This window comes from Flavobacterium fluvii (assembly GCF_900129545.1).
GTDB lineage: Bacteria > Bacteroidota > Bacteroidia > Flavobacteriales > Flavobacteriaceae > Flavobacterium > Flavobacterium fluvii.
Map to the genome: position 1 here is coordinate 346,032 of NZ_FQWB01000001.1, position 12,937 is coordinate 358,968.

12 protein-coding genes are annotated in these 12,937 nt (G+C 37.5%); 7 read left to right on the forward strand and 5 right to left on the reverse strand.

The features are described from left to right. Positions 1-38: 38 nt before the first annotated feature. The gene (gene ade / locus BUC16_RS01430) at positions 39-1,664 is read left to right on the forward strand and encodes an adenine deaminase (RefSeq protein WP_073367379.1); all 1,626 of its coding nucleotides are present in this window, start codon (positions 39-41) and stop codon (positions 1,662-1,664) included. 106 nt (positions 1,665-1,770) lie between these two features. Here ade and BUC16_RS01435 read toward each other — a convergent pair whose 3' ends face one another. The 4 genes from BUC16_RS01435 to BUC16_RS01450 are packed head-to-tail and all read right to left on the reverse strand — an operon-like array spanning position 1,771 to position 4,238. Then, positions 1,771-2,118 (reverse strand): HopJ type III effector protein, encoded by a 348-nt coding sequence (locus BUC16_RS01435; RefSeq protein WP_073367381.1) that lies wholly within the window; start codon positions 2,116-2,118, stop codon positions 1,771-1,773. Positions 2,119-2,164: 46 nt separating this feature from the next. Beyond that, positions 2,165-2,602 (reverse strand): hypothetical protein, encoded by a 438-nt coding sequence (locus tag BUC16_RS01440; RefSeq protein ID WP_141226054.1) that lies wholly within the window; start codon positions 2,600-2,602, stop codon positions 2,165-2,167. Then, on the reverse strand, positions 2,589-3,299 hold the full coding sequence (gene rsmI, locus BUC16_RS01445; protein WP_073367384.1) for a 16S rRNA (cytidine(1402)-2'-O)-methyltransferase: 711 nt from the start codon (positions 3,297-3,299) through the stop codon (positions 2,589-2,591). Before rsmI ends, BUC16_RS01440 begins: the two co-directional genes overlap by 14 nt. Next, positions 3,300-4,238 (reverse strand): DUF8457 domain-containing protein, encoded by a 939-nt coding sequence (locus tag BUC16_RS01450; RefSeq protein WP_073367386.1) that lies wholly within the window; start codon positions 4,236-4,238, stop codon positions 3,300-3,302. A gap of 199 nt (positions 4,239-4,437) precedes the next feature. Here BUC16_RS01450 and BUC16_RS01455 point away from each other — a divergent pair, with 199 nt between their 5' ends. The 6 genes from BUC16_RS01455 to BUC16_RS01480 all read left to right on the forward strand — a co-directional run bounded on the left by BUC16_RS01455 (position 4,438) and on the right by BUC16_RS01480 (position 12,020). After that, positions 4,438-5,028 (forward strand): thymidine kinase, encoded by a 591-nt coding sequence (locus BUC16_RS01455; protein WP_073367387.1) that lies wholly within the window; start codon positions 4,438-4,440, stop codon positions 5,026-5,028. Positions 5,029-5,235: 207 nt separating this feature from the next. Further along, complete coding sequence (locus tag BUC16_RS01460) at positions 5,236-7,677, forward strand: bifunctional UDP-N-acetylmuramoyl-tripeptide:D-alanyl-D-alanine ligase/alanine racemase (RefSeq protein WP_073367389.1); 2,442 nt, start codon at positions 5,236-5,238, stop codon at positions 7,675-7,677. A 72-nt stretch (positions 7,678-7,749) separates the two neighbouring features. Next, positions 7,750-8,178, forward strand: coding sequence for a large-conductance mechanosensitive channel protein MscL (gene mscL / locus BUC16_RS01465; protein ID WP_073367391.1), 429 nt, complete (start codon positions 7,750-7,752; stop codon positions 8,176-8,178). A gap of 171 nt (positions 8,179-8,349) precedes the next feature. Then, positions 8,350-9,339 (forward strand): aspartate-semialdehyde dehydrogenase, encoded by a 990-nt coding sequence (locus BUC16_RS01470; protein WP_073368630.1) that lies wholly within the window; start codon positions 8,350-8,352, stop codon positions 9,337-9,339. A 90-nt stretch (positions 9,340-9,429) separates the two neighbouring features. Continuing rightward, positions 9,430-9,783: a hypothetical protein gene (locus BUC16_RS17550; protein WP_073367392.1), complete on the forward strand. Its 354-nt coding sequence runs from the start codon at positions 9,430-9,432 to the stop codon at positions 9,781-9,783. 233 nt (positions 9,784-10,016) lie between these two features. Beyond that, positions 10,017-12,020, forward strand: coding sequence for a TonB-dependent receptor plug domain-containing protein (locus BUC16_RS01480; RefSeq protein WP_073367394.1), 2,004 nt, complete (start codon positions 10,017-10,019; stop codon positions 12,018-12,020). A 75-nt stretch (positions 12,021-12,095) separates the two neighbouring features. Here the strand turns inward: BUC16_RS01480 and mtgA are convergent, their stop codons facing one another. Further along, the gene (mtgA, locus tag BUC16_RS01485) at positions 12,096-12,836 is read right to left on the reverse strand and encodes a monofunctional biosynthetic peptidoglycan transglycosylase (protein WP_073367395.1); all 741 of its coding nucleotides are present in this window, start codon (positions 12,834-12,836) and stop codon (positions 12,096-12,098) included. Positions 12,837-12,937 lie beyond the last annotated feature (101 nt).

Genomic DNA, 12,937 nt, shown 5'->3' on the forward strand with positions numbered 1-12,937 from the left:
ATCGCAGTACTTTTGAATAGCTTTTTAAAACAAACAAAATGCAAATTCAAGGACAAATTGTTGACATCGAAAACCGACGCATTTATGCCGGTGAAATCACTGTCGAAAACGGAAAAATCATTTCGATAATCGAGAAAAACCACGATGTGCAACATTACATAATGCCCGGATTTATCGATGCCCACATTCATGTTGAAAGTTCGATGCTCGTTCCTTCCGAATTTGCAAAAATTGCAGTACTTCACGGAACGGTGGCGACCATTTCCGATCCACACGAAATTGCGAATGTTCTTGGAAAGGCAGGCGTTTATTACATGATTGAAAATGGCAAAAAAGTACCATTGAAATTCCATTTTGGCGCACCATCTTGTGTTCCTGCTACCACTTTCGAAAGTGCTGGCGCCGTTATCGATTCGGAAGGCATAAAGGAATTAATGGCTTCGCCCGACATTTATTATTTGGCTGAAATGATGAATTATCCAGGCGTTTTATTCGACGATGAAGAAGTTTTGAAGAAAATTGAATGGGCCAAACATTTCGACAAACCAGTCGATGGTCACGCTCCGGGATTGAGAGGTGAAGCGGTTCAAAAGTACATTTCGGCAGGAATTTCCACTGACCACGAATGCTTCACTTTTGAAGAAGCCGAAGAAAAATTAGCACTCGGAATGAAAGTACTCATTCGCGAAGGAAGTGCCGCCAAAAACTTTGAAGCACTCATCGATTTACTTCCCGAAAATTATCAAAACATGATGTTTTGCTCAGACGACAAACATCCCGACGATTTGATTGTGGGACACATCAACTTGCTTTGCGCTCGTGCTGTCGCCAAAGGAATTGACGTTTTCAAAGTCTTGCTAGCGGCTTGCATAAATCCCGTAAATCATTATAAAATGAATGTTGGCTTGTTGAAAGAAAACGATGCTGCCGATTTTATCGTGGTCGAAGATTTGGTTGATTTTAAAGTAAAACAAACCTATATCAACGGTGAATTAGTTGCCAAAAATGGTGAGTCTTTAGTGAAACAGGTTCCTTTTGAAACACCCAATAATTTTAATATTACTTCTAAATCAATCAAAGACTTCGAAGTTTCAGGAAAAGGTTCAAAAATCAGGGTTATCGAAGCCTTGGAAGGACAATTGATTACCAATGAAATTCATCAAAAATCCTTAATCATTGACGGGAAAATCGTTTCGGACACGGAAAACGATATCCTGAAAATGGCCGTTGTCAATCGCTATCAAAATACCAAACCAGCCATTGCCTTCATCAAAAATTTTGGTTTGAAAAAAGGAGCCATTGCCAGTTCTGTCGCTCACGATTGTCACAACATTGTGGCCGTGGGAACTTCCGACGAGGAAATTTGCAATGCCGTCAACCTGATTATTAAAAACACTGGTGGAGTTTGCGCCGTAAATGGTGCTGAAAACAAAATGTTGCCGTTGCCCGTTGCCGGAATTATGAGCGACAAAAATGGTTGGGAAACCGGAAAATTATACCAGGAAATTGATGCTATGGCGAAAAAATTGGGCAGCAATTTGAAAGCGCCTTTCATGACGCTTTCGTTTATGGCTTTACTGGTTATTCCCGATTTGAAATTATCCGATAAAGGATTGTTTAGCGGAAATACCTTTTCGTTTGTGGATTTGGAAGTGGAGGATTAGCCACAAAGGCGCAAGGACGCAAAGGTTTTTTAGCCACAAATTTTCACGAATTTTAATTCTGCAATCTGTGGAAATCCGTTTAATCCGTATTATCTGTGGTCAAATATTATGCTTTCAAAGTCAAAGCTTCTCCTTCAAATTGAATTCCGTCCCATCCTAATTTTATGAAATTACGGATGTTTTGGTGGTTTGTTCCTTCTGGATCGCCCAATACTTCCTCAAAATAATAGGCTCCAAAACAAGCCAATGTTTCGGCTTGGGACAAGTTTTGCAATTTTGCAAAAGCAAATAACTTGCAAGAACCCGAGTTTTGTCCTGCTTCATTATGTTGTGTTCCATTACTGAAAGTCGTTGGGGTAAAATCGTAATTTTCCTCAATAACGGCAATGGTTTCCGGAAATGCAATTGCGCTTGGTGTTTGTTTTAGTTTTTCTAAAAAAGATTGAATGCTCATTATTTATTAATTTAATTTTCGTTAGTAGTTTTAAAATGGAATGAAATTATTGAACAGTATATATGTAAACCGAACCGTTTTTATCAAAAACATCCTGGAAATCTTCACCCTTTATTGTAGTTTGTTTTTTATTCGAACGGATAACGATTTCTTCAATTTCATCAAAATCATTTGATTGATGGATACCTCCCCAAATTCGCAATGTGTCTTTTTTGTTCAGCTCAATAGTTGCAGTATATTTAGACGAATCCATTTTTATTAAATTTCCTTTTGAACTATTATAATAATCTCGAATAAATTTCACAAATCCTTCAAATCCATTATGGTGTTTGACATATTTTTCAATCATCTCGTTATTCTGATTGTACTTAATATCTATTGTAATTTTTTCACTACTACTATTAACAACAAATGAACCTGTATAAAGATCGCAAGATGTTAATAAAAACATTAAACAAATAACTAAAAAACTAGAAATTCTCATCTGTTTGTTTTTTATTTTCTTTAACTGTTATTTTCCCACCAACCACAACCACAATTTCTCCTTTTGGTGGTTTGTTTTCGAAATGGGTCAATACTTCTCTTACCGTTCCACGAACATTTTCTTCGTGTAGTTTTGATAATTCTCTTGAAACACAAATTTGTCTATCTTCGCCAAAATAAGTGATAAATTCGGCTAAAGTTTTCACTAATTTATGGGGTGAAACATACAAAATCATTGTGCGGGTTTCTTCGGCGAGTGCCAAATATCGGGTTTGTCTTCCTTTTTTGTCAGGCAAAAATCCTTCGAAAATGAATTTGTCGTTCGGTAAACCACTATTAACCAAAGCAGGCACAAAAGCCGTTGCGCCAGGCAAACATTCCACGTCAATTTTGTTTTCAACACAAGCACGAGTAAGCAAAAACCCAGGGTCTGAAATTGCGGGAGTTCCCGCATCCGAAATCAAGGCAATGGTTTCTCCTCCTTTCAAACGGGAAATTAAATTCTCTATCGTTTTGTGTTCGTTGTGCATGTGATGGCTGTGCATGTGCGTGCCAATCTCAAAATGTTTCAATAATTTACCGCTGGTACGCGTGTCTTCCGCCAAAATCAAATCGACTTCTTTTAGAATTCGAATCGCGCGAAAAGTCATGTCTTCGAGGTTGCCAATTGGTGTTGGGACAATGTATAGTTTTCCCATTTAAGCGAATTTTTTCTCGATGATTTCTATAAAACGTTGTTCATAATCTTCTTTTCCTTCCCAATCGCCATAATCCGGCTTCACCATGTCTTCAATAAAACTGCGGGCTTCCTCAAAATTATCGTAGGTAATCAATTGGTTCAAAACACGATTATAATCTTCGTCACTGTTGCTGAAAAGGTTTTTTACGAAGCCAATTCTATCATTCAAATCGATGCTTATTCCATGTGCCAATTTTTCGTTGAGTGAAACTGGTTTCGGTTCAATATCTTTTGGATTTAATTCCATTTCAGCCAAAAGTTTTTCTCTTTCGCTTTGAATATTGGTTTCTTTCGGAAGATCAAAATCCAATGGATTTGACTTTTCTGCATTATGATCCACTTTTACAAACATGGTTTCCGTATAATCTCCGCCCAATAAATCCATAAAAGAAATTTGGACTTCTTCCGGTTTAGCCTGAATTTCCTCTTCTATTTCTTCCTCTTCCACTTCGTCCAATCCAAAAGCAGGCATAAAGTCAACCTCCTTTAATTCATCATCTGAAGATTCCGCAACAATTCCTTCTTCCGATTCAATTTCTACCACTTCTTCCTCTAAAATTTCCTCGTTTTCATCAACTACAGCTTCTTCAATAATTGAAACTTCCTCAACCGTTTCTTCAACAACGACTTTATTTGCAACGACTTCTTCTGGAACCTTGGTTGGCTTTATGTCCGACAAATGGTTTTCTTCAAAAAATTGTTTCATTTTTTCCACTATTTCGGCTTGACCGATAGTTGGTTTTGCACCCTCAAAATGTTCTTCAACAAATTGTAAAATTGCCAATTTCTCATACAACTTCCTTGTTTCAATACACAATTGATTGATGTCGGATTTGTTTTTCATTTGCAATACTCTGTGGGCAATGCTCATCAAGTCGGCTTCCAATTTTTTCTTCATAACTTTTGAAATTATAGTGAGTAAGGTGTGTCTTTTTTAATAAATGTCTTCTTAATTTTTTATTTAGCCAAAGGAAGAAGTAACCTTTGATAAAAATTTTCTACTTTTGAAACGACGTAAAAGTAGAAAATTTTATGTCGGTTTGTTTTCGTTACAAAGTAATAAAAATTATTCATTTCTAAAGTCCGAAAAATACAAAATGTTTCTCGAAAATACAGTAAATCATAAAGAACAATTTGGTTGGATCGAAGTTATTTGCGGTTCAATGTTCTCGGGCAAAACCGAGGAACTCATTCGCAGACTTAAGAGAGCGCAATTTGCCAAACAAAAAGTAGAAATCTTCAAACCTGAAATAGACACGCGTTATCACGACGTAATGGTGGTGTCGCACGATGCCAACGAAATTCGCTCCACACCGGTTCCGGCAGCAGCCAATATTGCCATCTTGGCACAAGGTTGCGATGTGGTCGGCATTGACGAAGCCCAGTTTTTTGATGACGAAATCGTGAAAATCTGCAACGATTTGGCCAACCAAGGGATTCGCGTTATTGTAGCTGGATTGGATATGGATTTCAAGGGCAATCCTTTTGGCCCAATGCCTGCCTTGATGGCCACTGCCGAATATGTTACCAAAGTGCACGCCGTCTGTACCCGAACAGGAAATTTGGCGAACTACAGCTTTAGAAAAACCGACAACGACAAACTCGTCATGCTTGGCGAAACCGAAGAATACGAACCTTTGAGTCGCGCAGCTTATTTTTATGCGATGAAGAAGGATGAGGAAAAATAGTTTGTTTAAAATCCCCAAAAAAATTTAGAATTCCGAAATTATTTTTTGGCAGAAAAAAGTTAATTGTTTTTTCTTGTACAATTTAATTCTGTACTTTTATACATACAAAAAATCATTATTGACAAGCGTTTTTTTAATTTCAAAAACTCCGAAATCCCAGTAATGATCCCACAGAATTTTTAATCTCAATACCAAAAAGTTAGACCCTTGACTTTATCCATCCAAAACATCGAAAAAATCCTCCACGCCAAAAGGTTTGGAAACAGTAACGGCATAATTGACAATGTTTCCATCGACAGCCGTTCTTTGCAAAACAATGAAAAAACATTATTTTTTGCACTCGTTGGCCCCAATAATGATGCCCACATTTACATTTCGTCCCTAATCGAAAAAGGTGTCCTGCACTTTGCGGTCACCAACATTCCGGAAGGATTATCAAACAAGGCCACTTTTTTGGTTGTCGAAAACACATTGGATGCTTTACAAAAATTCGCGGCCCATCATCGCAGTCTTTTCAAATTTCCAGTTTTTGGATTGACGGGAAGTAACGGAAAAACAATTGTCAAGGAATGGCTCAACTTTCTTTTGAGTCCTGATTTCAACATCATCCGAAGTCCCAAAAGTTACAATTCGCAAGTAGGCGTTCCCTTGTCGGTAATTTCCATTAACGACAAACACAATCTGGGTCTTTTTGAAGCCGGAATCTCGAAAATGAACGAGATGGAAAAACTGGAAGCCATCATCAGGCCTACCATCGGAATTATTACCAACATTGGTTCTGCACACGATGAAGGTTTTGTTGATTTGGAGAAAAAAATCAAGGAAAAACTAAAACTTTTCAAACATTCGAAACTAATAATTTATCAAAAAAACAAGGTTGTTGATGCACTTATCAACACGAAAACAAAAGCATTTTCTTGGAGTTACAGCGATGAAACCGCCGATGTTTTTGTCGTAAAAAAAGCAATCGACGACAAGACAATACTGCAAATTCGCTACGGCAAAGATAATTTTGACATACAAATTCCTTTTCAGGACGATGCTTCGGTCGAAAATGCCGTTACCTGCTTGATGGTTTTATTGAGTTTTAAATACGACAAGAAAACCATTCAAAACCGCATGCAATGGCTGTATCCGGTCGAAATGCGTTTGAAAGTCAAAAACGGAATCAACAACACCACGCTGATTGACGACAGTTATAGCTCTGATTTCCAGTCGTTGAAAATTGCGCTGGATTTTTTGGAAAGCCAAAAACAATACAAAAACAAAACCGTGATTCTTTCGGATATTTTTCAAAGCGGCTTGTCGAACGAAGAATTGTATTCTAAAGTATCGCAGTTGATTACATCCAATAAAATCAATCGGGTTATTGGTATTGGCGAAACCATTTCGACATTCAAACACAAATTCAAGAACTGCACCACTTTTAAAAACACGGCCGATTTTTTCCTGAATTTCAACTATTTGAATTTCATCAATGAAACCATCCTGATAAAAGGAGCAAGACATTTTCAATTTGAAGAAATAGTAGCCGCACTGGAAGAGAAAACACACGAAACCGTTCTGGAAATCAACCTCAACGCCATTAGCCACAACCTGAGTTTCTTTAAATCGAAACTGAAACCGACCACCAAAATGATGGTCATGGTAAAAGCTTTTGGTTATGGCAGCGGCGGATTTGAAATTGCCAAATTACTCGAACACCACAAGGTGGATTATTTGGGCGTGGCTTTTGCCGATGAAGGAATTGCGTTGAAAATTGCTGGAATTAATTTGCCCATAATGGTGTTAAATCCAGAAACCACGAGTTTCCCGTCCATAATCCAACATCATTTGGAACCCGAAATTTACAGTTTGAAAGGCTTGAATGCCTTCCTTCAACTTGCCGAAAAACGAAAACTGAAACACTTCCCCATACACATCAAACTCGACACGGGCATGCACCGTTTGGGTTTCGAAGAAGAAAATTTGGATGAATTAATTGCAACTTTAAAAGGAAACAAATTCGTTGGCGTAAAAAGTATTTTGTCGCATATGGCCACGAGTGATGACTCACGACATCAAGATTTTGCCCATTCACAAATTGATTTATTCGAAAAACTATCCTCAAAATTGATGGCCGAATTGCAAATAAAACCCATTCGCCATATTTTGAACACTTCGGGAATCAGTAATTTTCCGCAAGCACAATACGACATGGTTCGCCTTGGCATAGGACTTTATGGCGTTTCCAATGATGCCGAAGAACAGAAATACCTGGAAAATGTTGGCACCCTAAAATCGATTATTTCTCAAATCAGATCGATTCAAGCTGGCGAAAGCGTGGGCTACGGAAGACGATTTTTGGCTGATAAACCAACACAAATCGCAACGATTCCCATAGGTTATGCCGACGGAATTTCGAGACATTGGGGCAATGGCCTTGGTTTTGTGACCATCAATAATCAAAAAGCAACGATTGTTGGCAGCATTTGCATGGATATGTTGATGGTGGATATAAGCGAAATCAGTTGCAAAGAAGGCGACTCGGTCACTATTTTTGGCCAAAGTCCAAGCGTTTCTTTCATCGCCGAAAAATTGCAAACCATTCCTTATGAAATCCTGACCAGTATTTCGCAAAGGGTAAAACGAGTTTTTTACCGTGAATAACAGTTGTTTAAAAATAAAATAATTATATTCGTTACAAGTTTTCAATAAAAAATAACCAAAAACAAATAGATTATGGGATTCGTAAGCGATTTTAAAGCCTTTTTGATGAAAGGCGAAATAGTAAATTTGGCGACAGCCGTAATTGTGGGTGGTGCTTTTGGAAAAATAGTAACTTCCTTCACAAACGATGTCTTGATGCCACCAATTGGGTTGCTGTTAGGAAAAGTGGACTTCAAAAACTTGAAAATCGTGCTACAAGACGGCACTCCGGCTGTTCTGGAAAATGGCACCGAAAAAGTTCCTGCCGTTGCAGAAGTCGCCTTAAATTATGGGGCTTTCATTCAAACCGTATTCGATTTCGTGATTATTGGTTTTTGTATTTTTATGGTATTGAAAGCTTATGAAAAAACAAAAAAGAAAGAAGAAGCTGCTCCTGCTGCACCAGCCGGTCCAACTCAAGAAGAATTGCTTACACAAATCAGGGACTTGTTGAAAAAATAAATTTCCGCTACATTATATATTCTAACTAAACCACGCCCAACAGCGTGGTTCTTTTTTACAATTGTTACAAATATAACATTTTGTTACTTTTTGTGAACACCCTTGTTTTAAATAACATATTGCTTACTTTTGCATCATCAAATCAGAAATAAAAAATTAAAATATATATTTATGAAAATTGCAGTTGTAGGGGCCACTGGAATGGTGGGCGAAATAATGTTAAAAGTATTAGAAGAAAGAAACTTTCCATACACCGAATTAATTCTTGTAGCTTCCGAGAAATCAGTAGGTAAAGTAATCGAATTTAAAGGTCAAAAACATACCGTGGTGGGATTGCAAACTGCAGTTGACATGAAAGCAGACATTGCTCTTTTCTCGGCTGGAGGACAAACTTCATTGGATTGGGCTCCAAAATTTGCTGCTGCAGGAACTACAGTTATCGACAATTCATCGGCTTGGAGAATGGATCCAACCAAAAAATTGGTTGTACCGGAAATCAACGCCAACCAATTGACAAAAGAGGACAAAATCATTGCAAATCCAAACTGTTCGACCATTCAAATGGTTTTGGCTTTGGCTCCATTACACAAAAAATACAACGTAAAACGCGTGATTGTTTCTACTTACCAATCCATCACCGGGACTGGCGTGAAAGCGGTTCAACAATTCGAAAATGAAGTGGCTGGAGTAAAAGGCGACATGGTTTACAAATACGAAATCAACCGCAACTGTATTCCACAATGTGACGTTTTCGAACCAAATGGATACACTAAAGAAGAGATGAAATTGGTTAAAGAAACCAAAAAAATCTTGAGCGACGACAGCATCAAAGTTACTGCTACAGCTGTACGTGTACCAGTTGTTGGTGGACACAGCGAAGCGGTGAACGTGGAATTCAGCAATGATTTTGACGTAAACGAGGTAAGGACTCTTTTGAGCCAAACCGATGGTGTAACGGTTCAAGACAACTTAGACACTTTTACTTATCCAATGCCAAAATATGCTGAAGGCAAAAACGATGTATTCGTAGGACGTATTCGTCGTGACGAAAGCCAAGAAAACACTTTGAATATGTGGATTGTAGCCGACAACTTGAGAAAAGGGGCAGCAACAAACACCATTCAAATTGCTGAATATTTAGTGGCAAATAATCTGGTTTAAAACCCATTTTAATACTTTAAAATCCGGTTGGCTTTAAATAATTTTAAAGTTAACCGGATTTTTTATTTGCTATAACTACCTTTGCAGCGGATGAAAAAGAAGTTTGTCATATTAAATTCTCTATTGGCACTGGCAGTATTGTTTGTAATGCTGTTTCAATCCGTGCATAGTTTTGAGCATTTAGCCCAACAACTTTCAGAAAAAAAATGCCATCACAAATACACTTCCAGCGAAGAAATCACTCATCAACACCACAATTTTGATCATTGTTTTGTTTGCGATTTTACAATAAGCAGTTTTGTTGCTTCGGATATCCATCATTTTGAATTCAAAAAAATCACCATTCCTTCTGGATATTCTTTTTTCAAATCCAGGGAAATTACCCAATTCTTTAAAGGAAGTCTTTTTGCGCTTCGTGCTCCCCCGATTTTATTGTTTAAATAATTTGCCGCCAAGGCACTAAGGCGCAAAATTTTTCTGCGCACCTATTTAAATCATAAAACTGCAATTATTCAGGTTCTTTTTACCATTAAGGGATTAAACAATATTGTCGCAAAAAAATATTAAATTTATTGGAGCAATTAAATTGCTCCAAAACTTCTAGTTAATTTGAAATTTGCGCCTTAGTGACTTTGTGGCAAAAGTTAACTCCTGAATAGTTCATAAAATCAATTCAAATGAAAAAATTCATAATTGCCCTATTTATAGGGTTTTCAGCCATACTTCAAGCACAAGAAATTAAGCAAGATACTGTTCATAAAAACAAACCATTTATCTTGGACGAAGTAATTATTTCGACAGCTTTCAACAAAATTCAATCGCAAAACGTGATGAAAGTCGAACACGAAAGCATCAAGTCATTGCAACAAAAAGGAATGACAACCTTAATCGAAAGCTTGGCAACCATTCCGGGAGTTTCACAAGTTTCGACCGGAACTTCCATAGGAAAACCCGTCATTCGAGGATTGAGTGGCAATCGCGTTTTGGTGTATTCACAAGGCGTTCGAATAGAAAACCAACAATTTGGCGACGAGCACGGTTTGGGGTTGAATGATGCTGGAATCGAAAGCGTCGAAGTCATAAAAGGCCCGGCATCCCTCCTTTATGGCTCGGATGCTTTGGGTGGCGTTTTGTATTTTAATCCTGAAAAATTTGCGGCGGCAAATACTTTTCAAGCAAATTTCAGCCAGAAATTTTTCTCCAACACTTTGGGGAGCAATTCCTCATTGGGATTGAAAACTTCCACCGAAAACTGGAAATTCTTGGCTCGAGGAAGCTACAACATTCATTCTGATTATAAAATGGCGGATGGCGAACGAGTAACCAACACCCGTTACAATGAAACCGATTTCAAAACTGGAATTGGTTACAGCAATTCAAAATTTTCGAGTATTTTCCGTTACAATTACAATAATTTAGATTTGGGAATTCCGGAAGAAGGTATTGCCGAACAATCCACCAACAAAAAAACGGACTATCCCAAACAAGGAGTTTTCAATCATTTGTTGAGTTTGAATAACGTAATCTTTTTTGAAAAATCAAAACTGGATGTTGATTTGGGTTACATTTCCAATGATAGAAGTGAATTTGAAGACAGCGAAGTTGCAATTCTACACATGAAATTGAAAACCTTCAATTATGATGCAAAATACCATTTGCCAAAATTGGGCAAGTTCGAAACCATAGTTGGAATTCAGGGAATGAATCAAACCAACACCAATTCAGGCGAAGAGTATTTAATTCCCGATGCTAGAACCAATGATTTTGGTGTTTTTGGAACTGGAGTTTACGAATGGACATCGAATGCTTTACAGGCTGGATTACGTTTTGACAATAGAAAAATAATCAGCGATGCAAGAGGAATTGCTGGTTCAGCAGGTTCTTTTGAGGCACTCGATAAATCGTATGACAGCTTTAACGCATCGTTGGGATACAAAACCAATCTAGCCGAGGATTTGACCCTGCGATTAAATGTAGCTTCTGGATTCAGGGCTCCCAACTTGGCTGAATTGACTTCAAACGGTGTTCACGAAGGAACCAATCGTTATGAAATTGGAAATCCTGATTTGAAAACCGAGCAAAATGTACAAACAGACGTTAATTTGGAATATAAAAGCAGCCATTTCGAGTTTTTCGCCAACGGATTTTACAACCACATCAACCATTATATTTATACTTCACCAACAGGAGAAATAATAGACGACAATGCTGTTTTTGATTATATTCAAAATGACGCCAAATTATTTGGTGGAGAAGTTGGACTTCATTTTCATCCCCATCCATTGGATTGGTTGCATTATGAAACCAGTTTTGAAACCGTTACCGGCAAAAAACAAGATGGCGATTACTTGCCGCTAATTCCTGCCAACAACTGGAACAACACCATTAGAACTGAATTCAAGATTAAGAACTGGCTGGAAGACGGTTTTGCCACTTTAAATGTTTCAACAACCTTTAATCAAAATAACGTAAGCGGATTCGAGACAAAATCGAATGGATATACTTTGCTAAATCTTGGTTTTGGAGGAAAAATGAAATTAGGAAAAACTGCTTTCGACATAAATTTGAACGCCAATAATTTACTTGACAAAAACTATATTTCCCATTTATCCCGTTTGAAAACCGATGGCATTCCTAATATTGGAAGAAATATTGTTTTGGGATTGAATTTTAATATTTAGAGAAAACATTAAACCGCAAATTCACAAATTATAATCTAATATGAAGAAAACAATTTGTGAATTTGCGGTAATTTATTAATACTCAATCTTTCCAATATGCCTCATTATGCGAACAATCTTGTCTTTTCTACGATTGATGTAAGACGAAGAACTCGTGGCCGAATATTTCCTTGGATTGGGTAAAATTGCTGCAATACCTGCCGCTTGAATTTTAGTGAGACTCGAAGCGTCCTTCCTGTACCAATGTTGGGTTGCAGCCTGTGCTCCATAAATCCCATTCCCCATTTCGATGCTGTTGAGGTAGACTTCCATAATCCTTTCCTTGCCCCAAATTAATTCAATAAGAACAGTGAAATAAGCTTCAAGGCCTTTTCGGATATAACTTCTTCCTTGCCAAAGAAAAACATTCTTGGCTGTTTGTTGCGAAATGGTGCTTCCCCCTTTTATTCTTCGGCCTCTTTCGTTGCTTTTGTAGGCTTTTTGCATTGCCGTAAAATCGAAACCATGGTGAGAAAGAAAGGTTCCGTCTTCACTAGCAATTACTGCTTTTTGCAAATTGACCGATATGTTTTCGATAGGCTCCCAATCGTGGTTGAAGTAATTCTCTTTGCCGGCAACTTTATTTTCTATGGCTCGAATAACCATCAAAGGCGTGAATGGAACGGGTACAAACTTGAAAAGTACCACAAAAAAAATCGATAGTCCAAAAAACCACAAGAATGCCTTGAAGAAAAAACGCATCAGTTTGCTCTTGAAAGTTCCTGAGACTTTTCTTGCAGGTTGTTTTGTTTTTTTGGAAGTAATTTTAGTTGCCATTCTATTAAATCTGCTAATTTTTATAAATATAAAAAAATATTTTCGTTTGCAAAATTAACCATAAAACAACTGCCAGTAAACAATTAGAATTTGTATTTTTA